This window comes from Micromonospora chaiyaphumensis, assembly GCF_900091435.1.
In the GTDB taxonomy this organism is placed as follows: Bacteria; Actinomycetota; Actinomycetes; order Mycobacteriales; family Micromonosporaceae; genus Micromonospora; species Micromonospora chaiyaphumensis.
In genome coordinates this window covers 381,828-404,653 of record NZ_FMCS01000005.1, presented here as the reverse complement: position 1 = coordinate 404,653, position 22,826 = coordinate 381,828, and the positions used below count along the sequence as shown (strand labels likewise).

Below are 22,826 nucleotides of genomic sequence, written 5' to 3'. Positions count from 1 at the left end.
GGTGCGTGCCGTACCGAGCTGGGCCGTGGCCACGGCCGCTGCGGCGCCCGTCCTGCTGGTGGCGGGCTGGACGGTGGCCGGCGCCCGGCAGCCGCCCGGCTACGACCCGGTCCGCGACACGATCAGTGAGCTGGCCGGCGAGGGCGCCACCGACTCGTGGCTCATGGCGGGCTGCCTCGTGCTGCTCGGCTGCTGCTACCTGGGCACGGCGCTGGTCCTGCACGCGGCCGGGCTGCCCAGCCGGTTCCTGCTGGCGCTCGGCGGGATGGCCACCATCGCGCTCATCGCCTTTCCCCGCCCGCAGGTGGGCGGTTCACCGGCGCACGGGACGGTGGCCACGATCGCGGTGCTCGCCCTGTCGCTCTGGCCGGCCGGGTCGGCGCTGCGGCTGCCCCGGGCCGTGCCGCGCGGCGTGGCCGCCTCGCCCGCCGGCACACCGCCGTGGGCGTTCCGCCGCCCGGTGGCGCTGGCCGCGACCGCGCTGCTGCTGGTCCTCTTCGGCTGGTTCGTCGTCGAGGTGACCGGCGGCTCCCGGACCGGGCTTGCCGAGCGGGTGGCCGCGCTCGCCGTCGCGCTCTGGCCGCTGGCCGCCGTCCTCTCCGCCCGCCGGGCGCACCGCCGCTGGTCGGCACGGCGACCGGACCCGCCGGTGACCGACCCCGCCCGGCCGGACGCGCCGGTCACCTGACCCACCCCGCCGGCGGGGTGCGGTGCCGGTGGCCGGAGACGCGGAACGGGCCGCCGGTCGCCCGGCGGCCCGTTCGCGTGCGGTCGATCAGTAGACGCTGACGCCGTAGCGGCTCAGCACCTCGGTGACCGGCTGGAAGTAGGTGGTGCCGCCGGAGGAGCAGTTGCCGCTGCCGCCGGAGGTGAGGCCCAGCGCGGTGCTGCCGGCGAAGAGCGAGCCGCCGCTGTCACCGGGCTCGGCGCAGACGGTGGTGCGGATCAGGCCGGAGACGCTGCCCTCGGCGTAGTTGACGGTGGCGTTGAGCGCGGTCACCGAGCCGCTGCGCACGCCGGTGGTGCTGCCGGAGCGCCGCACGCTCTGGCCCACGTACGCGTTGCCCGCGGCGGTGATGTCCTGGTAGCTGCCGTTGTAGAGGTAGACGTTGCCCGGCTGCGCGGTGGTCTGGTTGCTGTACCGCACGATGCCGTAGTCGTTGCCGGGGAAGCTGGTGCCGTAGCGGCTGCCCAGCAGGCTGGTCTGGGCGGAGTTGCTGTACCAGCTCGACGAGATGTTGGTGCAGTGCCCGGCGGTGATGAAGTAGTAGGTGCTGCCGGCGCGCACGTTGAAGCCGAGCGAGCAGCGCCCGCCGCCGCCGGCGTAGATGGCGTTGCCGCCGGAGATCCGGGTGCTCAGCACGCCGGCCTCGGCCTCGATCCGGACCGCGCCACCGGTGCGGGCGGCGGCGGCCTTGACCCGCTCCAGCTTGGCGCCGGTGACGGTGCTGTCGACGGAGACGACGACCTGGTTGGTGGCCGGGTCGGTCCACCACGCGGTGCCCGGGATCTTGGCGGACCGCTCCAGCTCGCTCGTCGCGGCCCTGAGCTTGTCGGCGCCCCGGGTGACGAGCTTCGGGGTGGCGCCGGCGGCGCGGACCTGGCGGGCGGCCGCGGCGTCGGTCACCGCGACGACCATGGTGCCGCTGCTGTCGGCGTACGCGCCGGCGGCCCGGTCACCGAGCTTCGTGGCGAGGGCGGCGGCGGCGTCGGGGGACGCCGGCGAGGCGGGGGCCGCCTGGGCGGGTGCGCCGAGGAGCGATCCGGTGACCAGGGTGCCGGCCACAGCGACGACAACGGCGCGGCGGAGCGTGGACCTCGTGGGTCGCATGTAACAACCTCCGGATGGGGGTGACGGGCACTGTCATGCGGACGTGCCCGGGGACAACCCGGCCGACCTGGGGAAACCGGCCGGGCGACCCAAGTATTCACATATTTAAGATCGTAAGCAAGACGTGGCTTTGCCCGAATTCGCGGGGCCGCACGATGTAACCGCGAAGCAACATCATCGACATCGGCTGTCAGAGCCGGCCGATGCGCTCAGCCCCGGCGGCGGGCGCCCGGGCCCGGGCGCGGCAGCACGTCGCGCGGGTCGGTCACCTCGTGCCCCTCGGCGCAGCGCAGCGCCACCCGGACCTCGGCGCCGCAGTCGCGGTGGGCCACGGCCAGCGGCGGCCCGTCGGGGTCGGCCAGGTAGCGGTCGCCCCAGCCGAGCACCGCCACGAGCACCGGCCAGAGGTCGAGGCCCTTGTCGGTGAGCCGGTACTCGTGCCGCAGCCGGCTGCCCGGCTCCCGGTACGGCTCCCGGCGCAGCACCCCCTGCTCGACCAGCATGGCCAGCCGGTTGGTGAGCACCTGCCGGGGGATGCCGGTGCGCACCCGCATGTCGTCGAAACGGCGCACGCCGTTGAAGACCTCCCGGAGCACGACCAGGGTCCACCGCTCGCCGAGGACCTCCATGGCGCGGGCGATCGTGCAGTTCTCCACCGACCAGTCCAGTGCCGCGGGTCTCATGCCGACCAGGCTAGGTCTGATTGACAGACTCAGCAACGCGCTGCGAGGCTGAGTCCATGACACAGACGCAGGAGCGCAGCCGCACGTTCACCTGGTCCGACCCGGTCGCCGGGGCCGCCCACATCGGCCGGCGCGGCGGCCTGGAGCTGCTGCGCGCGATGATCGCCGGGGAACTCGCCGCGCCGCCCGTCATGCACCTCATCGACATGTCCCGGATGGAGGCCGACGAGGGCCGCGTCGCGGTCGAGCTGGTGCCGCAGGAGTTCCACTACAACCCGCTGGGCACCGTGCACGGCGGCGTGCTCTCCACGCTGCTGGACACCGCGGCCGCGTGCGCCGTGCACACCACCCTGCCGGCCGGCGTCGGCTACACCTCGCTGGACCTGAACGTGAAGTTCCTCCGCCCGGTCACCGTCGCCAGCGGCACCCTGCGCTGCGAGGGCACCGTGCTCCAGCGGGGCCGCCGCACCGCCCTGGCCGAGGCCCGGCTGACCGACGCGCGCGACCGGCTGGTCGCCCACGCCACGTCGAGCTGCCTGCTCTTCCCCCTCGACCAGCCCGCCTGAGCCGCCCGCGCTCAGCGCGCCGCGGCGAGGCGGGCGTCGCGGGCCGCGCGCTTCTCCTCGAACCGGGCCGCCTGGGTCTCCAGGCTCTCCAGCTGGGCGGCGATCTGGTCGCGGGCGGCCTCGCCGTCGGCGTCCAGCCCGGTCGCCTCGAACAGGTTCCACTGGCGCAGCACCGGGACCACCACCTCGTCCCGGTGCTGGCGCAGGTCGTAGATGCCGGCCAGGGCGATCGCCACCGACTTGCGGGCGAAGCCCTCGATGCCCACACCCGGCATCTGGAAGTCGGCCAGCACGTCGGCCACGGCCCGCATGGCCTGGCTCGGGGCCAGCTCGAAGGCGGCGCCGAGCAGGTTGCGGTAGAAGACCATGTGCAGGTTCTCGTCGGCCGCCACCCGGGCCAGCAGCGCCTCGCAGACCGGGTCGCCGGTCGCCCGGCCGGTGTTGCGGTGGGAGATCCGCGTCGCCAGTTCCTGGAACGAGACGTACGCCAGCGAGTGCAGCACCTCGTCGTCGTGGGCGTTCACGTAGCCGGCCGACATGTGCGTCATCCGGGCCCGCTCCAGGGCCACCGGGTCGACCGCCCGGGTCACCGTCAGGTAGTCACGGATGGCCGTGCCGTGGCGGCCCTCCTCGGCGGTCCACCGGTGCACCCAGGTCCCCCACGCGCCGTCCCGCCCGAACAGCGTCGCGATCTCGTGGTGGTACGAGGGCAGGTTGTCCTCGGTGAGCAGGTTGACGATCAGCGCGGTGCGGGCCACCTCGGGCAGCGTCGAGTCCGCCTCCGTCCACGGCTCGCCGTCGAGCGGGCCGGCGAAGGTCCGCCCCTCGCTCCACGGCACGTACTCGTGCGGGAACCACTCCTTGGCCAGCGACAGGTGCCGGTCGAGGTTCTTCTCGACGACGGGTTCGAGTTCGAGGAGCAGGGCGGTCTGGCTGAGCACGGTCACGGCGATCTCCCTACGGTGGCGTAACTTACGCCACCGTAGGTCCAATCGTCGTCAGGCGCCAGCGGCGGCCGGCCCCACCAGCGGCTTCAGGTCGGCCCGGGGCGGCGTCCACTCCCCCGCCGCGGCGGCCACCTGCTCGCCCGAGCGGATGTCCTTCACCTCGTCGCCCTCGGCGCCGGGGAACCAGACGTACGGGATGCCGCGCCGCTCCGCGTACCGGATCTGCTTGCCGAACTTGGCCGCGCTCGGCGACACCTCGGTCGGGATGCCCCGGGAGCGCAACGCCTCGGCGACCTTGTTGCTGGCCGCCCGCTCCTCCTCGGCGTTCACCGCGACCAGCACGCAGGTCGGCACGTCCCGGGAGACCGACAGTGCGCCCGCGCCGAAGAGCAGGCCGAGCAGCCGGGTCACCCCGATCGAGATGCCGACGCCGGGGAAGCGGACGTTGCCGGAGCTGGCCAGGTTGTCGTACCGGCCGCCGGAGCAGATCGAGCCGAACCGCTCGTAGCCGATCATCTGCGTCTCGTAGACCGTGCCCGTGTAGTAGTCCAGGCCCCGGGCGATCCGCAGGTCGGCCACGCAGAGACCGGGCGCGTGCGCGGCGGCGGTCTCCACCACCGCGGTCAGCTCGGCGATGCCCTCGTCGAGCAGCGGGTCGGTCACCCCGAGGGCGCGCACCGCGTCGGCGAACGAGGCGTCCGGCGCGGAGATCTCGGCGAGGGCCAGGCACGCCTTGGCCTGCGCCTCGCTCGCCCCGGCGGTCTCCGCCAGCAGCTCGGCGACCTTCGCCGGGCCGATCTTGTCGAGCTTGTCGACGGCGCGCAGCGCCGCCTCCGGATCGGTCAGCCCGACGCCCCGGTAGAAGCCCTCGCAGATCTTGCGGTTGTTGACCTGGATCCGCACCGGCGGGATCGGCAGCGAGCGCAGCGCGTCACCGATCACCAGCGGCATCTCGGCCTCGTAGTGGGCCGGCAGGGTGTCCCGGTCGACGATGTCGATGTCGGCCTGGAGGAACTCCCGGTAGCGCCCCTCCTGCGGGCGCTCGCCCCGCCACACCTTCTGGATCTGGTAGCGGCGGAACGGGAACTGGAGCTTGCCGGCGTTCTCCAGCACGTACCGGGCGAACGGCACGGTCAGGTCGAAGTGCAGGCCGAGCGCGTCGTCGCCGGCCGGGCCGTCGGTGTCGGCCTGGAGGCGGCGCAGCACGTAGACCTCCTTCGAGGTCTCCCCCTTGCGCAGCAGCTGGTCGAGGGGCTCGACCGAGCGGGTTTCGAGGGGCGCGAAGCCGTACAGCTCGAAGGTGGCCCGGATCCGCTCGAGCACGAACTGCTCGATCATCCGCTGGGCGGGCGTCCACTCCGGGAAGCCGGAGATGGGCGTGGGCTTGCTCATGGCGTACTCCTTGCGTCCCGCGCGGACCGCGCGGGGAGGTCGTGGGTGCGGCTACAGGCCGCGGGCGGGCGCGGCCGGGCGCGCGCCGCCGGTGCCCGACACCTCGACGAGGTACGGGTTGGTCGCGCGCTCGCGGCCGATGGTGGTCTGCGGGCCGTGGCCGGGCAGGACGACGGTGTCGTCGGCCAGCGGGAGGACCTTCTCCCGGAGGCTGGCCAGCATGCGGGGCATGCTGCCGCCCGGCAGGTCGGTGCGGCCGATCGAGCCGGCGAAGAGCACGTCACCGGAGAGGCAGATCTGCTCGGCCTCCCAGGGCGAGCCGGCGCCGGGCAGCCGGAACAGCACCGACCCGCCGGTATGGCCGGGAGCGTGGTCGACGGTGATCTCCAACCCGGCCAGCGACAGGGTCGCGCCGTCGGTCAGCTCCGCCACGTCGTCCGGCTCGGCGTAGGGCAGCCGCCCGCCGAAGAGCTGGGTGAGGTCCATCGAGAGCGCCTTGGCCGGGTCGGCCAGCAGCTCCCGGTCCTCCGGGTGGACGTATGCCGGGATGCCCCGCGCGCCGCAGACCGGGGCCACCGAGAAGGTGTGGTCGAGGTGGCCGTGGGTGAGCAGCACGGCGGCCGGGTGCAGGCGGTGCTCGGCGAGCACGGCGTCGAGCCGGTCGAGCACCCCGATGCCGGGGTCGACCACCACGCACTGCTCCCCCGGCGCGGTGGCCACCACGTAGCAGTTGGTGCCGAAGGCGTCCGCGGGAAAGCCGGCCACGAGCACGTCCGCTCCCCTTCCGTCCGGTTTCGTCGTCCCTGTGTGCAGCCTAGCCGCACGGGCGACCGGGTTTCGCCGACCACCGGCCCCAGTCGCCCCGGCAGGCACAGTGACAACGCCCGATAAACCGAGGCCGGACCTCGTACACCACTTTCCCAGCCGGTACCCGTACACTCTGGCGGGCGTGTGGCGTGGCGCACCCCCGCGACCGCGGGCGGGCAGCGCCCGGCGCCGGCGAGGACCAGGGTAGAGGAAGGGGAGCACGGGTGGCTTCCAGCAGGGACCGGCAGCGCAAACTGGCGCGGGCCAAGCTCGACCGGCAGCTCGCCCGGCGGGCCGCGGCCGCGAAGCGCCGCCGGCAGATCCAGGCCGGCGTCGGCGCCGCCGTGGTGCTCGCGCTCATCGTGGTCGGTTCGGCCTGGGCGCTCGGCGCCTTCGACTCCGATCCGAAGAAGCCGGCTGCCGAGGAGACCTGCCTCTGGACGCCGCAGGACGCCACGGCCAACACCAACCTCAAGGACGTGGGCACCCCGGCCACCACGGGCCTGCCCACCTCCGGCACCCGCACCATGACGGTCACCACCAACCAGGGCGGCCCGATCACCGCCGACCTGGATCTGGCCGCCGCCCCGTGCGGCGCGGCGAGCATCTCGTTCCTGGTCGGCAAGTCGTTCTTCGACAACACCAAGTGCCACGAGATCACCACCGAGGGGGCGCTGCGCTGCGGTGACCCGAGCGGAAGCGGCCTGGGCGGCCCGACCTACTCGTTCTACAACGAGAACGTCCCCACCACGCCGGAGGCCAGCCCGTCCGCCTCGCCGGCGCCGGCCCAGCCCCCGGCGTACCCGAAGGGCACCGTCGCCATGATCGGCAACCCGCCCGGCAGCAACGGCAGCCAGTTCCTGATCTTCTTCAAGGACTTCGCTCCGGCCACCCCGGCCTACACGGTCGTCGGCAAGGTCACCGGAGGCCTCGACACGCTGGAGAAGATCGGTGCCCTGCCGACCGTGGACAATGGGAGTGGCGCCAAGGTCAAGCCGAAGACGGACGTGGTGATCCAGAGCCTCACCGTCGGCGAGCCGAACGCCGCACCGGCCGCCACGAGCGCGCCTGCGGCGAGCCCCAGCGCCGGCTGACCCCGCCCCACCCTGAGCAGCGGCGAGCACCGCCGTACCCGAGAAGCATGTGAGGAGTGACCGTGACGTCCACGAGAGAGCGGCAGCGCGCGGCGGCGCGGGCCCGCCTCGAGCGGGAGATGGCCGAGCGCGCCACCAAGGCCCGCAAGCGCCGGCAGACCCAGGCCATCGTCGGCGCCGCGGCCGTGCTGGTGCTCGTCGTGGCGGGCACCGTCTGGCTCGCCACCTCGCTCGGCGGTGACGACAACAAGCAGAACACCGCGGGCGCCGAGGGGTTCTCCCAGTGCGCGTACAACGAGGTCCCCAAGGAGGGGCGCCCGAAGCAGATCAAGGACGTCGGGCTGCCCACGACCCAGCAGGCCAACAAGGGCACCCAGACGATGACGATCGACACCAACCTGGGCCCGATCACCGCGAAGCTCGACCGCAGCCTGGTGCCGTGCACCGCGGGCAGCTTCACCCACCTGGCCAGCAAGGGTTTCTTCGACAACACCAAGTGCCACCGGCTCGTCACCGAGGGCATCAAGGTGCTCCAGTGCGGCGACCCGAGCGCGACCGGCAACGGCTGGCGGGAGACCGACGGCACCGGCGGCCCGAGCTACAACGTGGGCGAGGAGAACCTGCCCACCGACAAGCGGCCCCCGTACCCGGAGGGCGTCATCGCGATGGCCAACTCCGGCCAGCCGGGCAGCACGGGAAGCCAGTTCTTCATCGTCTACGGCGACTCCCAGCTCGACCCGAACTACACGGTCCTGGGCACCATCACCGGCGGTATGGACCTCGTGAAGCAGGTGGCGGCGGCCGGTGACGACGGCGCCTTCGCCCAGCAGGCCGGTGGCGGTCACCCGAAGAAGGAGATCGTCATCAACAAGCTGAGCATGAGCGACATCCAGGGCGCCTGACCCGCCCGCACGACGACGAAGCGCCCGCCGGCATCCGCCGGCGGGCGCTTCCTTCGTGTGTGCCCTGGGTCAGGCGCCCGAGGTGACCCGGTAGGCGTCGAAGACGCCGTCGACCTTGCGGACCGCGGCCAGCAGGTGCCCGAGGTGCTTCGGGTCGGCCATCTCGAAGCTGAACCGGCTCACCGCCACCCGGTCCCGGGTGGTGGTGACCGTCGCGGAGAGGATGTTGACCCGCTCGTCGGAGAGCACCCGGGTCACGTCCGCGAGGAGCTTGTGCCGGTCGAGGGCCTCCACCTGGATCGCCACCAGGAAGGTCGAGGCCGAGGTGAGCTTCCAGCTCACCTCGACCACCCGCTCGCTCTGCGCCCGCAGGTCCTCGGCGTTGGCGCAGTCGTCCCGGTGCACGCTCACCCCGCCGGAGCGGGTGACGAAGCCGAACACCGCGTCCGGCGGCACCGGGGTGCAGCAGCGGGCCAGCTTGATCCACACGTCGCTGACCCCCCGGACCACCACGCCCGGGTCGGCGCTGCTCTGCCGGCTGCGCGGCGGCCGGGTGGCGACGGCGGTCTCGGCGATATCCTCCGCCGCGCCCTCCTCGCCGCCGTACGCGGCCATCAGCTTCTGCACCACCGACTGGGCGGAGACCTGGCTGTCGCCGACCGCCGCGTAGAGCGACGCCACGTCGGCCAGGTGCAGGTCCCGGGCGATCGCCATGAGCGCGTCGGAGGTGAGCATCCGCTGCAGCGGCATGCCCTGCTTGCGCATCGCCTTGACGATCGAGTCCTTGCCGGCCTCGATCGCCTCCTCGCGCCGCTCCTTGTTGAAGTACTGGCGGATCTTGGTGCGGGCGCGCGGGCTCTTGACGAAGCCGAGCCAGTCCTGCGTCGGGCCGGCCGTGTCGGACTTCGACGTGAAGATCTCGATCACGTCGCCGTTGGACAGCGTCGACTCCAGCGGCACCAGCTTGCCGTTGACCCGCGCCCCGATGCACTTGTGCCCGACCTCGGTGTGCACCGCGTACGCGAAGTCCACCGGCGTCGACCCGGTCGGCAGCGGGATGACGTCACCCTTCGGGGTGAAGACGTAGACCTCCTGGCTGGACAGGTCGAACCGCAGCGCGTCGAGGAACTCGCTCGGGTCGGCCGCCTCCCGCTGCCAGTCCAGCAGCTGGCGCAGCCAGGTCATCTCGTCGATGTGCGCCGGCGGGCCGACCACCGGGGTGCCCTTGTGCTCCTTGTACTTCCAGTGCGCGGCGATGCCGAACTCGGCGGTGCGGTGCATCGCGTAGGTGCGGATCTGCATCTCCACCGGCTTGCCGGTGGGCCCGATGACCGTCGTGTGCAACGACTGGTACATGTTGAACTTGGGCATGGCGATGTAGTCCTTGAACCGGCCCGGCACCGGCTGCCAGTTGGCGTGGATGACGCCCAGCGCCGCATAGCAGTCGCGCACCGTGTCGACCAGGATCCGCACCCCGACCAGGTCGTAGATGTCGTTGAAGTCGCGCCCCCGCACGATCATCTTCTGGTAGATCGAGTAGAGGTGCTTCGGCCGGCCGGTGGTCTCCGCCTTGATCTTGGCGGCCTTCAGGTCGGTGGACACCTTCTGGGTCACCTGGCGCAGCAGCGCCTCGCGCTGCGGCTGGTGCTCGCCGATCAGCCGGTTGATCTCCTCGAACCGCTTCGGGAACAGGGTGCCGAAGGCCAGGTCCTCCAGCTCCCACTTGATCGTGTTCATACCGAGGCGGTGGGCCAGCGGGGCGAGGATCTCCAGCGTCTCCTTGGCCTTCTGCTCCTGCTTGGGGCGGGGCAGGAAGGTCAGGGTGCGCATGTTGTGCAGCCGGTCGGCCAGCTTGATCACCAGGACCCGCGGGTCCTTCGCCATGGCCACGACCATCTTGCGGATCGTCTCCGCCTTGGCCGCGTCGCCCAGCTTGACCTTGTCGAGCTTGGTGACGCCGTCGACCAGCAGGGCGACCTCGCCGCCGAAGTCGGCGCGCATCTGGTCGAGGGTGTACTCGGTGTCCTCGATCGTGTCGTGCAGCAGCGCCGCGACCAGCGTGGTGGTGTCCATGCCCAGGTTCGCCAGGATGGTCGCCACGGCGAGCGGGTGGGTGATGTAGGGGTCACCGGACTTGCGGTACTGACCCGAGTGCCAGCGCGCGGCCGTGTCGAAGGCGCGCTGGAGCAGCCGGGCATCGGCCTTCGGGTGGTTCTCGCGGTGGGTGGCGATCAGCGGCTCCAGCACCTCGCTGACCTGCGAGGTCTGCCAGGGCGCGTTGAACCGGGCCAGCCGGGCGCGCACCCTGCGGCCGGTCGGCGCGTTGGAGAGGGCGAAGCCGCCGGCCGGCGTGGGGTCCGCCGCGCCGTCGGTCGGGAACGGCACCACGACCGCCCCGCCGTCCGCCTTCCCGTCGGGCGCGGTCAGCGGTGCCGGCGAGTTGCCGCTCCGCTCGGTCACCGAGCCGTCCGCGTCGCCTGTCGGGTGCACCGTGCCCTCCACCGGAGGGACGACATCGTGGGACACCGGCCTCCTCACCGCTCGCCGGGGTGCGCCGGCCGTGCGGCCGACGTCCTGTCCAACCGGCCGAGGGGCCGGAGTTGTTCCGCACCGGGCATCGGAACCTCGCGGCCCCGGCAGCCCCGCGCGCTGACCGGACGGTCACCCGGCCGGTCAAGCAAAGGGCAATGCTACCCGTACGCAGGGTACGCCGCCGCTCCGCCGGACGGACCGCACCGGGTCCGCCCGACGGGCCGGTCGGCTCAAACGGTCAGCAGGGCATGGACCGGACGCGGGGCGAGCCGCTCCCGGCCCTTGAGGAAGCCCAGCTCCATCAGCACGGTGAAGCCGGCCACCGTGCCGCCGGCCCGCTCCACCAGGTCCAGGGTGGCCTCGGCGGTGCCGCCGGTGGCGAGCACGTCGTCGAGGACCAGGACCCGGTGGCCGGCCGTGAAGGCGTCCTGGTGCACCTCCAGGGTCGCCTCGCCGTACTCCAGGGCGTAGGAGGCCGAGTGGGTGGCCCGGGGCAGCTTGCCGGCCTTGCGCACCGGCACCACGCCGACCCCGGTCGCGTACGCGACGGCCGCGGCCAGCACGAACCCGCGCGCCTCGATGCCCACCACCGCGTCGAACGAGTCCCGCCCGTGGTACGCGATGATCCCGTCGATCACCTCGCGGAAGGCGGTGCCGTCGGCGAACAGCGGCATGAGGTCCTTGAACATGACCCCGGGCTTCGGGAAGTCCGGCACGTCCAGCACCCGGCTGGCGACCAGTCGGGCGACCTCCGGGCCGCTGTCTCCCCGTACCCCGGCGGTGTGGGTCTCCGTCACGTGCGTCCCCATGTCCTCTCGAACGACGGCGGCGTCCGTCATGCCGCTTTTCACAGCATGGCGGACGCCGCCGGGTCGATCTCTACCGGGTGGGCGGTCAGCGGCGCTTCGCGCCACCGGGCCGGTTGCCCCCGCCGCCGGCGGGACGCCCGCCCCGGGCGCCGGTGGGGCGCTTGCCCGCCGGCCGGGCGCCGACCTTCGGGGCGGCGCCGGCCAGGGCGGCCGCCTCGGGGTCGATGGCCTCGTCGGCGGTGGCCGCCGCGGCCCGCGGCGCACCCTTCGGGGTGACCTCGCCGCGGGCGATGGCGCCCCGGCGGGCCAGCACCCGCTTGTTGTGGGCACTGATCCGCGGGTCCTGGTTCTTCAGCAGCACCAGCAGCGGGGTGGCCAGCAGGATCGAGGTCAGGAAGGCCACCGCCATACCGACGAAGAGCACCAGACCCAGGTCCTTCAGGGTGCCCGCGCCCAGCAGGCCGGCACCGATGAAGAGCAGGCCGCCGACCGGGAGCAGCGCGACCACCGAGGTGTTCAGCGACCGCATGAGGCTCTGGTTGAGCGCCAGGTTGGCGGCCTCGCCGTAGGTCTGGTTGTTGTTGGCGGTGATGCCCCGGGTGTTCTCCTGGACCTTGTCGAAGACCACCACCACGTCGTAGAGCGCGAAGCCCAGGATCGTGAGGAAGCCGATGATCGTCGACGGGGTGACCTCGAACCCGACCAGCGAGTAGATGCCGGCCGTGAGCGCCAGGTTGGTGAAGAGCGATGCGATCGCGGCGGCCGCCATCCGCCACTCGAAGCGGAGGATCAGGTAGACCGCGACCACCGCGAGGAAGATGAGCAGGCCGAGCAGTGCGCGCTCGGTGACCTGGCCGCCGAACGACGCGCTGACCTGGCTGGCACCGACCTGCTCGAACTTGAGCCCGAACTTCTGGGCGATCTCGGTCTTGACCTCGTTCGACTGGGTGGGCGTCAGCTCCGAGGTGCGCATCTCGTACAGGTCGGCACCGGTGCCGCCGACCTTCTGCGCGGTGGCCACCTCCGCCCCGCCGGCCTTGGCCCGCAGCACGTCGTTGACCTGCCGCTCGGTCTCATCCAGGGAACCGACGCTGGCCGGCACCTGCAGCGAGGTGCCGCCGGCGAACTCGATGCCGAGGTGGAAGCCCCGGACGGCGAAGCTGAGCACCGCGATCAGGACCAGCACACCGGCGACGGCGAACCACAACTTGCGCCGGCCGACGATGTTGAGATCGGCCTCGCCCCGGTAGAGCCGGGACGCCAGACCACTCTTAGCCATCTCAGGCCTCCTTGACGCGCGGGTTGCGGGCGGCGCCCGGCTCGGCCGACCGGGCCGGCAGGGCCCGGCCGAGACCGCTGACCCGCGGGGACAGGAACGCCCGGGTCCGGGCGAACATGGTCATGATCGGGTGGCGGAAGAGGAACACCACGACCAGGTCGAGGACGGTCGCCAGGCCGAGCGCGAAGGCGAAGCCCTTCACCGTGCCGACCGAGACGATGTAGAGCACCACGGCCGACATCAGGGTGATGGCGTTCGCCGAGATGATCGTCCGGCGGGCCCGGATCCACGCCCGCGGCACCGCGCTGCGGGGGCTGCGGCCCTCCCGGATCTCGTCCTTGAGCCGCTCGAAGTAGATGACGAACGAGTCCGCCGCCACACCGAGCGAGACGATCATGCCGGCGATGCCGGCGAGGGTGAGGGTGAAACCGATCGACCGGCCGAGCACCACCAGCGCGCCGAAGACCAGCAGCGCCGAGAGCACCAGGCTCAGGAAGATGACCGAGCCGAGCAGCCGGTAGTAGAAGAACGAGTAGATGATGACCAGCAGCATGCCGATGCCGGCCGCGAGCAGACCGGCACGCAGCTGGCTGTCACCCAGGGTCGCGGTGACGTTCTGCGACTCCGCCTGGTTGAAGGTCACCGGCAGGGCGCCGTAGCGCAGCTGGCTGGCCAGCTCGTTGGCGCTCTTGTTGTCGAAGCTGCCGGTGATCTGCGAGTCACCGGTCAGCACGCCCTGGATCTCCGGGGACGAGACGATCTCGTTGTCCAGCACCACGGCGACCCGGCACTTGCCGTCCTGGCCGAGCGCGGTCTGGTCGCAGGCCTGACCCTCGTTGTTGAACGCCTCGCGGGTCAGCGCGGTCCACTTCTCCTGGCCCTTGCCCGTGAAGTTCAGGCTGACCACCCAGGAGCTGGTCTGGTCGAGCACGGCGTTGGCGTCGTCGACGTCGGTGCCGAGAACCTTGGCCTTGTCGAGCAGGTACTTGGCGCCGGACTCACAGGCCACGGCCTGCTGGTTCTCGTCCTTGATCGACGCGGCGGGCCGCTTGTCGAGCTGGGCGCAGGTGATGGTCGGGACGTTGAACTGCATCCCGACCGGCAGCACCGCGATCTCCTGCGGGGAGAGCGTGCCGAACGGCTTGAGCTTGTCGGCCAGCGACGGGTCGGCGGTGAGGTCGGCCGGCGCCTGGAGGCCCGAGGCGGCGACCCAGGCGGGCGCGCCCACCTTCTGCTCGACGGCCTTGCGCTGCTGCTCGATGCTCTGCGGCACGGGCTCGGCGCTGGCGCTCGGGCTCGGCGCGGCGGCGCTCGGCGTGGCCGACGGGGTCGGCGCGGCGGCGCTGGCGCTCGGCGTCGGGGCCATACCGCCCTGGCCGCCGGCGCTCGGCGACGCGGTGGCCTTGGGCGCGGCGCTGCCGGACGGCTGCGGCGTCGCGCTGCCGGACGGGGCCTGGGTGGCGCTGCCGGAGGGAGCCGGGGTGGCGCTGGCGGTCGGGGCCGGCGTGGCGGCGGCGCCGCTGCCGTCGGTGGCCTTGAGCACCTTGCGGAAGCGCAGCTCGGCGGCGCTGCCGACGTCGGTCAGATCCCGGTTTTCACCGGGCAGGGAGATGACGATGTTCCGGTTGCCCTCGGTGACCACCTCGGCCTCGGCCACGCCGTAGGCGTTGACGCGGTTCTCGATGATCTGGCGCGCCTCTTCGAGGTTGGCGGCAGTCGGGGGCTTGCCGTCCACGCTGTTGGTGGCCTCGAGCGTCACGCGGGTGCCGCCGATGAGGTCCAGGCCGAGCCGGGGCTCCAGCCGGTCCTTCCAGCCACCGCTGGCGCCGCCCGAGAAGAACACCAAAAGATAGAGGACGACGAAGATGAACCCGAGCACGGCGAGCTGCCGTCCGGGGCGCATCTGTCCCTGAGGTGGTGCCACGGCTGTCCTGTCTCCCTGTACGGTCGCGCCGCTTCGGCAGCGGCGAGATGGTCGGGCCGGGGGTGTCCGCCCGACTGCTCCGGCGGGTCGGCGCCGCCGGACGGCACGCCTCCCCGGCGCACGACGCGGCGGCGTCGCGCGGGGTGCCTCGCGTGCCGGCGTCGAACGCCGACCCAACTATCCACTTGTGTGAGTGAATCCGCTGCCCCGTCCGGGGCCGGTGGTCACTCCTTGACCGGCTCGGCTTCCTCGGTGATCGTCTCGGCCTCGGGGGCCTCGACCCGCTTCACCACGCGGGCGATCGCCGGGCGCGCGTACCGGGTCTGCACGCCCGGGGCGACCTCGAGCAGGACGGTCTCGTCCTCGACCCCGGTCACCGTGCCGTAGAGACCGCCGATGGTGACCACCTCGTCGCCCACGCCGAGCGCCGACTGCATCTGCTCGGCCTCACGGCGACGCTTCTGCTGCGGGCGGATCATCATGAAGTACATGACGCCGAAGAGCAGAGCGATCATGAGGATCGGCGTCAGACCGCCGGCTCCCCCGCCACTCGCTGCTGCGTAAAGCACGGTTGTCGACCTTCCCATTGGCCTCCGCAACGCCCCGTGGGGCACCGGAGCGGAGGCGAGTTCTCACGTCCTGTACAAACCGCGGCGAAGTCTAATCCCTGCACCTGAGAACACCGAATGCGGCACAGATCACGTTCGGATCACGGCTGATCGGTCTGCGCCGAGAACAGATCGGGCACCGGAGCGGCATCCGCACCAAATGTACCATTCGGCGGGGTACGCCCCAGATGGTGCCAGGCGGCTGCCGTGGCGACCCGGCCGCGCGGCGTACGCGCCAGCAACCCGGCCCGGACCAGGAAGGGCTCGCACACCTCCTCGACCGTGTCCGGCTGCTCCCCGACCGCCACGGCGAGCGTGGAGAGCCCCACGGGGCCGCCCCGGAACGAGTCGACCAGGGCCGTGAGCACGGCGCGGTCCAGGCGGTCCAGGCCGAGCGCGTCGACGTCGTAGACGGTCAGGGCCGCCCGGGCCGTCTCCAGGTTGACCACGCCCTCGGCGCGGACCTCCGCGAAGTCCCGGACCCGGCGCAGCAGCCGGTTGGCGATCCGGGGCGTGCCCCGGGACCGGCCGGCGATCTCCGCCGCCCCCTCCTCCGTGATCGGCACGCCGAGGATCCGCGCCGAGCGGTGCAGCAGCGCCTCCAGGTCGGCCGGTGAGTAGAAGTCGAGGTGCGCCACGAAGCCGAACCGGTCCCGCATCGGGCCGGTGAGCAGGCCGGACCGGGTCGTCGCGCCGACCAGGGTGAACGGCTCGACGTCGAGCGGGATGGCGGTCGCCCCCGGCCCCTTGCCGACCACCACGTCGACCCGGAAGTCCTCCATGGCGCTGTAGAGCAGTTCCTCGGCCGGCTTGGCGATCCGGTGGATCTCGTCGATGAAGAGCACGTCGCCCTCGGCGAGGCTGGTCAGGATGGCGGCCAGGTCGCCGGAGCGCTCGATGGCCGGGCCGCTGGTCACCCGGATCCCCGAGCCCAGCTCGGCGGCCACGATGTTGGCCAGGGTGGTCTTACCGAGGCCGGGCGGCCCCGAGAGGAGGATGTGGTCGGGCGGGGAGCCACGCCGCATCGCGCCCTGAAGCAGCAGGTCGAGCTGGTCGCGGACCCGGTGCTGGGCGATGAACTCCTCCAGCCGCCGGGGCCGGACGCTGGCCTCCGCGTCCCGTTCCGCGTCGCTGACGTACGCCGAGACGAGGTTCTCGTTCGTCATCGGGTGCGGCCCAGGAGGCGGATGGCCTGCTTGAGCAGGACCGGCACGGGCGGGGTCTCCCCGTCGACGGTCTCCGCGACCGCGGCCACCGCCTGCTCGGCCTGCGCGGCGGTCCAGCCGAGCCCGACCAGCGCCTGGCGGACCTGCTCCGGCCAGGCGCCGCCGGTCACCCCGGCCGCGCCGTCGGCGCCCACCGGCACCGGGCCGATCCGGTCCCGCAGTTCGAGCACGAGCCGCTCGGCGCCCTTCTTGCCGATGCCGGGCACCCGGGTCAGCGCCGCGGTGTCGGCGTTGGCGATGGCCTTGCGGACCGCGTCCGGGGTGTGCACGGCCAGCACCGCCTGGGCCAGCCGCGGCCCGACCCCGCTGGCGGTCTGCAGCAGCTCGAACAGCTGCTTGGCGTCGTCGTCCGGGAAGCCGTAGAGGGTGAGCGAGTCCTCGCGGACCACCAGGCTGGTGGCCAGCCGGGCGGGCTGGCCGACCCGCAGTTCCGCGATGGTGCCGGGGGCGCACTGCACGGCCAGGCCGATGCCGCCCACCTCCACCACGGCGTGGTCCGGACCGGTCGCGGTCACCGTGCCGCGCACGCTGGCGATCATCGCACTCCTCCTCGTCGGGCCCGCTCGGCCGCGGCGGCCAGCTTGGACCGGGTGCCGCCGCGCCAGACGTGGCAGATGGCCAGGGCCAGGGCGTCGGCGGCGTCGGCCGGGCGGGGCGGCTCGGGCAGCCGCAGCAGCCGGGTGACCATGGCGGTCATCTGCGCCTTGTCGGCCTGGCCGGAACCGGTCACCGCCGCCTTCACCTCGCTCGGGGTGTAGGTCTGCACGGGCAGCCCGGCCCGCGCCCCGGCGAGCACGGCGATCCCGCTGGCCTGGGCGGTGCCCATCACGGTGCGGACGTTGTGCTGGCTGAAGACCCGCTCGACGGCCACGGCGTCGGGGCGGTGCTCGGCGACCAGGTCGGTGAGCGAGCGGTCCAGGTGCAGCAGGCGCAGCGGCAGGTCGTCGGCGGGATCGGTGTAGACCACGTAGTAGGCGACGAGGGTGCAGGGGCGGCCCGGCACGCCCTCGACCACGCCGACCCCGCACCGGGTCAGCCCCGGGTCGACGCCCAGCACGCGCACGCCGCCTCCTCCCCGAGCTCCAGCAGTACGTGTGTTCGACACCCTACTGGTGCGCCCCGACGCCCGACCGGCCGGACACGCCGGGAGCGGCGGACACGATCCGCGCCACACACTGAAGCGGTCGAGTATGTGTCGCCGCCCCATGTGCCGCCGGCCACACAGCTCGTAACTTCTTGCGCCATGACGGCAGAACCCGTGGCGGTCCCCCACGTCGTGAACGTCGACCTCTCCGGTCGCGCCGCGCTGGTGACCGGTGGTGGCAGCGGCATCGGACGGGCCTGCGCCCTGCGCCTGGCGGCGGCCGGCGCGGCGGTGCTGGTGGTCGACCGCAACGTGGAGGCGGCCAAGGCGGTGGCCGCGGAGGCGGGCGGCCGGGCGGAGGGTGTCGACCTGGCCGACGCGGAGGCGGTGGACCGGCTCGACGTCGACGTGGACATCGTGGTCAACAACGCCGGCCTCCAGCACGTCGCGCCGGTGCAGGACTTCCCCGTCGAGCGCTTCGAGTACATCCAGCGGGTGATGGTGGAGGCGCCCTTCCTGCTGATCCGCCGGGCGCTGCCCCGGATGTACGCGAACGGGTGGGGCCGGATCGTCAACATCTCCTCGGTGCACGGGCTGCGCGCCTCGCCGTACAAGGCGGCGTACGTCTCGGCGAAGCACGCCCTGGAGGGGCTGTCGAAGGTGGTGGCGCTGGAGGGCGCCGCGCACGGGGTGACCGCCAACTGCATCAACCCGGCGTACGTGCGGACCGCGCTGGTGGAGAGCCAGATCGCCGACCAGGCGGCCAGCCACGGCATCGGCGAGGACGAGGTGGTCGAGAAGATCATGCTGGCCCGGGCGGCGATCAAGCGGCTGATCGAGCCGGAGGAGGTGGCGGAGCTGGTCGCGTACCTGTGCTCGCCGCCCGCCGCGTTCATCACCGGCGCGTCGATCGCCCTCGACGGGGGCTGGACGGCCAACTAGTGGCCTCGCGCACAATGTCGGTCATGTCGTCGCCGGTCGAGTTCCTGGAGCTGCTGGCGCGGGAGGCCGCCGCGGTCGAGTTCGAGGGGCCGCTGGTCGCCGCCCGCGCCGCCGGCCTGCCCGCCGAGCGCCTCGCCGAGCTGGAGCAGGCGAAGCTGGTGGCGCTGCGGGTGCGCGCGCTGCTGGAGCGGCGCCGCCGCCGGGAGACCGAGCTCTCCGGCCTGTACGACACGGCCAGCGACCTGGCCGGGCTGCGTGACCTGGACGACGTGCTGCGGGCCATCGTGCACCGGGCGCGGATCCTGCTCGGCACCGACGTGGCGTACATGACGCTCAACGACGACGAGCGCGGCGACACCTACATGCGGGTGACCGACGGGTCGATCTCGGCGCGGTTCCAGCGGCTGCGGCTGGAGATGGGCGACGGCCTGGGCGGTCTCGTGGCGCAGACCGGCACCCCGTACGTCACCTCGAACTACCAGGAGGACGACCGCTTCAAGCACACCGGCGAGATCGACGGCGGGGTGGGCGAGGAGGGCCTCGTGGCCATCCTCGGTGTCCCGCTGCGGCTGGGGTCGAGCGTGATCGGCGTGCTGTACGCGGCCAACCGCTCCGCCCGGCCGTTCGCCCGGGAGGAGGTGTCGCTGCTGGTCTCGCTGGCCGCGCACGCCGCCGTGGCGATCGACACGGCCCGGCTGCTGGCCGAGACCCGGTCGGCGCTGGAGGAGCTTTCGGCGGCGAACAGCACGATCCGGGCGCACAGCAGCTCGGTGGAGCGGGCCGCGGCCGCCCACGACCGGATGACCGCCCTGGTGGTGCGCGGCGGCGGGATGGAGGACGTGGCGGCGGCGGTCACCGAGGTGCTCGGCGGGGCGCTGCTGGCGCTGGACGCCGAGGGGCGGCGGCTGGCCCGGGTGGGCGAGATCGAGGAGCCGGACCGGGCGGACATCGTCGAGGCGGTGGCCGCGTCCCGCACCGAGGGGCGCAGCGTCCGCCGGGGGCCGCTCTGGTACGCCGCCGTGGTGGCCGGCGCGGAGAACCTGGGCGCGCTGGTGCTGCGCCCGGACGGCGAGCTGGTCGACGCCGACCAGCGGATCCTGGAGCGGGCCGCACTGGTCACGGCGCTGCTGCTGCTGTTCCGCCGGACGGTGGCGGAGGCGGAGGGGCGGGTCCGGGGCGAGCTGCTGGACGACCTGATCGCCCGGCCGCTGCGGGACGCCGACGCGCTGCGCAGCCGGGCCCGCCGGCTCGGGGTGGACCTGGACGCCCCGCACGTGCTCGTGGCGGTCGGCGACGACGCGATCGCCGCCACCGGCTCGGCCCGGCAGCGGGTGCTGTCCTGGGCCACCACGTACGCCTCGACGCGGGGCGGGCTGGCCGCGGCGCGCGACGGGCGGGTGGTGCTCATGCTGCCCGGCCAGGACGCGGGCGGCGCGGCCCGGGCGGTGGCCCGGGACCTCTCCCGGGTGACCGGCCGGCCGGTGACCGCCGGGTCGAGCGGGCCCTCGACGGGGCCGGCCTCGCTGGCGACCACGTTCGCCGAGGCGGAGCGGTGCCTGACGGCGCTGGGCGCGTTGGGCCGGGCCGGGCAGGGGGCGAGCACCGCCGAGCTGGGCTTCGTCGGGCTGCTGCTGGGTGCGGTGGGCGACTCGGGCGACCGGGACGTGGCCCGCTTCCTCACCGCGACGGTGGGGCCGGTGGTCGACTACGACGCCCGGCGCGGCACGGCGCTGGTGAAGACCCTGGAGGCGTACTTCGGGGTGGGCGGCAGCCTGGCCCGCGCGGCGGAGCTGCTGCACGTGCACGTCAACACGGTGACCCAGCGGCTGGAGCGGGTCGGGCAGCTGCTCGGCGCGGACTGGCAGAAGCCGGAGCGCGCCCTTGAGGTGCAGCTCGCCCTGCGCCTGCACCGCCTGCGCACCCCGGCCGCCTGACGCGAGCGGCCGGGGCCCGGGGTCAGCGGGCGCGGAGGCCTTCGAGGACGCTGTCCACGACGCGCTCCGGAAGGATCCGCTCGTCCAGCTCGGGGTGCCAGCGCAGCACCCGCTGGAGCACCATGGGGCCGCTGAGCAGCGCCATGGCCAGCTCGATGTCGAGGTCGGCGCGGAGTTCGCCGCTGTCCACCCCGCGGCGCAGCACCTCCCGCATCAGCTGCCGGCGCGGCGCCACGATGTTCTGGTAGAGCTGGTAGTGGTCGGGGCTGCGGTTCACCTCGGGCACCAGGCAGGGCATGATCTTGGCGGCCCGCGGGTCGACGTTGTGGCCGACCGCGCCCACGAGCAGCACCAGGTCGTCGCGGACGGATTGCCCGGCGGGCTGGGGCGGCACCCCCTTGAGCCGGCGCAGCGCGTCCATGAGCAACGCGTCCTTGCCGGACCAGCGGCGGTAGATGGTGGCCTTGCCCACCCCGGCGCGGGCGGCGATCGCCTCGATGGAGAGCGCCTCGATGGTGCTGCCCTCGGCGAGCAGGTCGAGGGTGGCCTCCACGATCGCCTCGTCCGCGCGGATGCTCCGCGGTCGCCCGGGCGACCGCGGAGCATCAGCTGTGGAAGTCATGTCAGACATTGTCGCCGAACCTACGCGGTCCCGGCCAACTCCGGCTCGGTGGCCGGCTGGGCCTCGGGCTCGAGCACCGGTCGGCCCGGCATCCAGCGCAGCACAATGCCCATGCCGAGCAGCGCCACCAGCGCGGAGATCCCGGCCGCCCAGTGCATCGCCGAGACGAACGAGTCGTTCGCCGCGTCGATGAGCCGGGGCGCGCCGGCCCCGAGCCGGCCGGCCACGGCGTACGCCCCGGAGATGGACTCCTGGGCCGCGTCGCGGACGGGGGCGGGCAGGGCGGACACGGCCGAGGCCACGTCGTTGCGGTAGACGGCGGAGAGCACCGAGCCGAGCACCGCCACGCCGAGCGCGCCGGCCACCTGGCGGACGGTGTTGCTCACGGCCGAGCCCACGCCGGCCTTCTCCCGGGGCAGCGCCGACATGATCGACTCGGTGGCGGGCGGCATGATGTTGGCCATCCCGGCGCCCTGCACGAAGCCCAGCGCCGAGAAGATCCAGATCGGGGTGTCCGCGTCGATGAGCACGAACGCGCCGAGCGCGGCGGCGGTGAGCAGCAGCCCGACCCCGGCGACCGCCCGGCCGCCGTAGCGGCGGACCATGGCGGCGCTGCGCGGCGCGAAGATCAGCTGGGCGGCCGCGAAGGGCAGGAAGAGCAGGCCGCTCTCCAGCGGGCTGTAGCCGCGGACCAGCTGGAGGTAGAACGCGCCGAAGAACATCACGCCCATGGCCGCGAAGAAGACCAGGCCGACCAGCGCCACCGGGGCGGCGAACCGGGGCACCCGGAACAGCCGGACGTCCAGCGACGGGTGGTCGCTGCGCAGTTCGTGGGCCACGAACCAGCCGAGCACCGCGAGCCCGCCGACGACCGCCAGCCAGACCCGGGCCCGGTCGAAGCCGTGCTCGCCGCCGTCGATGATGCCGTAGGTGAGGGCGACCAGGCCGACCACCGAGAGCAGCACGCCGAGGAGATCGACCCGGCCCGGCCGGGGGTCCCGGGACTCCGGGACGAGGGCGGCGACGAGCACCACGCCGAGCGCCACGACGGGCACGTTGATGAGGAAGACCGAGCCCCACCAGTAGTGCTCGAGCAGGGCGCCGCCCAGCACCGGGCCGATGGCCACGGCCAGGCCGACCGCACCGGCCCAGACGCCGATCGCCTTGGCCCGCTCCCGCGGGTCGAAGACGTTGGAGATGATCGACAGGGTCACCGGCATGATGGCCGCGCCGCCGACACCCATCAGGGCGCGGGTGGCGATCAGCTGGCCCGGGTCCTGGGCGTACGCGGAGAGCAGCGAGGCCAGCCCGAACAGGGCCAGGCCGACCATCAGGAAGCGCTTGCGGCCGAGGCGGTCGCCGAGGACGCCGAAGGTGAACAGCAGCCCGGCGAAGACCAGGGTGTAGGAGTTGATCGCCCACTCCAGCTCGCCCTGGCTGGCCCCGAGGCCGTGCACGGGGTCGGCGAGGGTACGCAGGGCGACGTTGAGGATCGTGTTGTCGAGGACGACCACGAGGAGGCTGATCACCAGCACCCCCAGGATCGCCCACCTCCTCGGGTGTCCGGTGTTCTCGTGCGGTTCCACTCGGGTTCTCCCCCCGACTCACCCGCGTCAAATACGATACGGGACAGACTCGTAACGC

Annotated in this window: 21 protein-coding genes; 6 read left to right on the top strand and 15 right to left on the bottom strand. The window is 73.1% G+C overall.

What is annotated here, in order from left to right; translation table 11 throughout:
* The first annotated feature begins 1 nt into the window (after position 1).
* The gene (locus GA0070214_RS16450) at positions 2-688 is read left to right on the top strand and encodes a DUF998 domain-containing protein (protein WP_244167735.1); all 687 of its coding nucleotides are present in this window, start codon (positions 2-4) and stop codon (positions 686-688) included.
* A gap of 87 nt (positions 689-775) precedes the next feature.
* On the opposite strand, the gene GA0070214_RS16445 is transcribed toward GA0070214_RS16450, so the two are convergent.
* A complete protein-coding gene (locus GA0070214_RS16445) occupies positions 776-1,831 on the bottom strand; it encodes a S1 family peptidase (protein ID WP_091263719.1) in 1,056 nt (351 codons plus the stop codon).
* Positions 1,832-2,040: 209 nt separating this feature from the next.
* On the bottom strand, positions 2,041-2,514 hold the full coding sequence (locus GA0070214_RS16440) for a winged helix-turn-helix transcriptional regulator (protein WP_091263717.1): 474 nt from the start codon (positions 2,512-2,514) through the stop codon (positions 2,041-2,043).
* A 56-nt stretch (positions 2,515-2,570) separates the two neighbouring features.
* On the opposite strand from GA0070214_RS16440, the gene GA0070214_RS16435 reads away from it, so the two are divergent.
* Positions 2,571-3,080 (top strand): PaaI family thioesterase, encoded by a 510-nt coding sequence (locus GA0070214_RS16435; RefSeq protein WP_091263715.1) that lies wholly within the window; start codon positions 2,571-2,573, stop codon positions 3,078-3,080.
* Positions 3,081-3,091: 11 nt separating this feature from the next.
* Here the strand turns inward: GA0070214_RS16435 and GA0070214_RS16430 are convergent, their stop codons facing one another.
* Genes GA0070214_RS16430 through GA0070214_RS16420 form a run of 3 tightly spaced genes read right to left on the bottom strand, consistent with a single transcriptional unit; the run spans position 3,092 to position 6,190 of the window.
* Positions 3,092-4,027: an acyl-ACP desaturase gene (locus GA0070214_RS16430; protein ID WP_091263713.1), complete on the bottom strand. Its 936-nt coding sequence runs from the start codon at positions 4,025-4,027 to the stop codon at positions 3,092-3,094.
* 51 nt (positions 4,028-4,078) lie between these two features.
* The gene (gene hisS / locus GA0070214_RS16425) at positions 4,079-5,419 is read right to left on the bottom strand and encodes a histidine--tRNA ligase (protein WP_091263711.1); all 1,341 of its coding nucleotides are present in this window, start codon (positions 5,417-5,419) and stop codon (positions 4,079-4,081) included.
* A 51-nt stretch (positions 5,420-5,470) separates the two neighbouring features.
* Complete coding sequence (locus tag GA0070214_RS16420) at positions 5,471-6,190, bottom strand: MBL fold metallo-hydrolase (RefSeq protein WP_091263709.1); 720 nt, start codon at positions 6,188-6,190, stop codon at positions 5,471-5,473.
* Positions 6,191-6,450: 260 nt separating this feature from the next.
* Between GA0070214_RS16420 and GA0070214_RS16415 the strand changes: the two genes are divergently transcribed.
* Both GA0070214_RS16415 and GA0070214_RS16410 read left to right on the top strand, forming a co-directional pair.
* Positions 6,451-7,320: a peptidylprolyl isomerase gene (locus GA0070214_RS16415; RefSeq protein ID WP_091263707.1), complete on the top strand. Its 870-nt coding sequence runs from the start codon at positions 6,451-6,453 to the stop codon at positions 7,318-7,320.
* A 62-nt stretch (positions 7,321-7,382) separates the two neighbouring features.
* Positions 7,383-8,222, top strand: a complete 840-nt coding sequence (locus GA0070214_RS16410; protein ID WP_091263705.1) for a peptidylprolyl isomerase — start codon at positions 7,383-7,385, stop codon at positions 8,220-8,222.
* Positions 8,223-8,291: 69 nt separating this feature from the next.
* Here GA0070214_RS16410 and GA0070214_RS16405 read toward each other — a convergent pair whose 3' ends face one another.
* The 8 genes from GA0070214_RS16405 to ruvC form a co-directional block, all read right to left on the bottom strand.
* Positions 8,292-10,724, bottom strand: a complete 2,433-nt coding sequence (locus GA0070214_RS16405) for a RelA/SpoT family protein (RefSeq protein WP_208602806.1) — start codon at positions 10,722-10,724, stop codon at positions 8,292-8,294.
* Between the two features lie 260 nt (positions 10,725-10,984).
* Positions 10,985-11,551 (bottom strand): adenine phosphoribosyltransferase, encoded by a 567-nt coding sequence (locus tag GA0070214_RS16400; RefSeq protein WP_091263701.1) that lies wholly within the window; start codon positions 11,549-11,551, stop codon positions 10,985-10,987.
* A gap of 97 nt (positions 11,552-11,648) precedes the next feature.
* Positions 11,649-12,842, bottom strand: a complete 1,194-nt coding sequence (secF, locus tag GA0070214_RS16395) for a protein translocase subunit SecF (protein ID WP_091263699.1) — start codon at positions 12,840-12,842, stop codon at positions 11,649-11,651.
* A 1-nt stretch (position 12,843) separates the two neighbouring features.
* Entirely contained in the window at positions 12,844-14,766 is a 1,923-nt protein-coding gene (gene secD, locus GA0070214_RS16390) for a protein translocase subunit SecD (protein WP_208602796.1), read from the bottom strand.
* Between the two features lie 224 nt (positions 14,767-14,990).
* Positions 14,991-15,335: a preprotein translocase subunit YajC gene (yajC, locus tag GA0070214_RS16385; protein WP_187399590.1), complete on the bottom strand. Its 345-nt coding sequence runs from the start codon at positions 15,333-15,335 to the stop codon at positions 14,991-14,993.
* A gap of 140 nt (positions 15,336-15,475) precedes the next feature.
* On the bottom strand, positions 15,476-16,540 hold the full coding sequence (gene ruvB / locus GA0070214_RS16380; protein WP_091263688.1) for a Holliday junction branch migration DNA helicase RuvB: 1,065 nt from the start codon (positions 16,538-16,540) through the stop codon (positions 15,476-15,478).
* Positions 16,537-17,139 carry a Holliday junction branch migration protein RuvA gene (ruvA, locus tag GA0070214_RS16375; RefSeq protein ID WP_091263686.1) on the bottom strand — a complete coding sequence of 201 codons (603 nt, stop codon included), beginning with the start codon at positions 17,137-17,139 and terminating at the stop codon, positions 16,537-16,539. Before ruvA ends, ruvB begins: the two co-directional genes overlap by 4 nt.
* Complete coding sequence (ruvC, locus tag GA0070214_RS16370) at positions 17,136-17,663, bottom strand: crossover junction endodeoxyribonuclease RuvC (protein WP_091263684.1); 528 nt, start codon at positions 17,661-17,663, stop codon at positions 17,136-17,138. Before ruvC ends, ruvA begins: the two co-directional genes overlap by 4 nt.
* A 180-nt stretch (positions 17,664-17,843) precedes the next feature.
* Here ruvC and GA0070214_RS16365 point away from each other — a divergent pair, with 180 nt between their 5' ends.
* Both GA0070214_RS16365 and GA0070214_RS16360 read left to right on the top strand, forming a co-directional pair.
* The gene (locus tag GA0070214_RS16365) at positions 17,844-18,626 is read left to right on the top strand and encodes a 3-hydroxybutyrate dehydrogenase (protein WP_091263682.1); all 783 of its coding nucleotides are present in this window, start codon (positions 17,844-17,846) and stop codon (positions 18,624-18,626) included.
* A gap of 14 nt (positions 18,627-18,640) precedes the next feature.
* Positions 18,641-20,560, top strand: a complete 1,920-nt coding sequence (locus GA0070214_RS16360; RefSeq protein ID WP_091263680.1) for a helix-turn-helix domain-containing protein — start codon at positions 18,641-18,643, stop codon at positions 20,558-20,560.
* 22 nt (positions 20,561-20,582) lie between these two features.
* Here the strand turns inward: GA0070214_RS16360 and GA0070214_RS16355 are convergent, their stop codons facing one another.
* A complete protein-coding gene (locus GA0070214_RS16355; protein ID WP_091263678.1) occupies positions 20,583-21,191 on the bottom strand; it encodes a TetR/AcrR family transcriptional regulator in 609 nt (202 codons plus the stop codon).
* A gap of 11 nt (positions 21,192-21,202) precedes the next feature.
* Positions 21,203-22,768, bottom strand: coding sequence for an MFS transporter (locus GA0070214_RS16350; protein WP_091263677.1), 1,566 nt, complete (start codon positions 22,766-22,768; stop codon positions 21,203-21,205).
* Positions 22,769-22,826: the final 58 nt, after the last annotated feature.

Bases quoted from the DNA above. Each gene is read 5' to 3' on its own strand.
- GA0070214_RS16365 (WP_091263682.1), top strand. From the start codon at position 17,844: ATGACGGCAGAACCCGTGGCGGTCCCCCACGTCGTGAACGTCGACCTC.
- GA0070214_RS16440 (WP_091263717.1), bottom strand. From the start codon at position 2,514: ATGAGACCCGCGGCACTGGACTGGTCGGTGGAGAACTGCACGATCGCC.
- GA0070214_RS16445 (WP_091263719.1), bottom strand. From the start codon at position 1,831: ATGCGACCCACGAGGTCCACGCTCCGCCGCGCCGTTGTCGTCGCTGTG.
- hisS (WP_091263711.1), bottom strand. From the start codon at position 5,419: ATGAGCAAGCCCACGCCCATCTCCGGCTTCCCGGAGTGGACGCCCGCC.
- GA0070214_RS16360 (WP_091263680.1), top strand. From the start codon at position 18,641: ATGTCGGTCATGTCGTCGCCGGTCGAGTTCCTGGAGCTGCTGGCGCGG.
- secF (WP_091263699.1), bottom strand. From the start codon at position 12,842: ATGGCTAAGAGTGGTCTGGCGTCCCGGCTCTACCGGGGCGAGGCCGAT.
- GA0070214_RS16435 (WP_091263715.1), top strand. From the start codon at position 2,571: ATGACACAGACGCAGGAGCGCAGCCGCACGTTCACCTGGTCCGACCCG.
- ruvA (WP_091263686.1), bottom strand. From the start codon at position 17,139: ATGATCGCCAGCGTGCGCGGCACGGTGACCGCGACCGGTCCGGACCAC.
- GA0070214_RS16355 (WP_091263678.1), bottom strand. From the start codon at position 21,191: ATGTCTGACATGACTTCCACAGCTGATGCTCCGCGGTCGCCCGGGCGA.
- ruvB (WP_091263688.1), bottom strand. From the start codon at position 16,540: ATGACGAACGAGAACCTCGTCTCGGCGTACGTCAGCGACGCGGAACGG.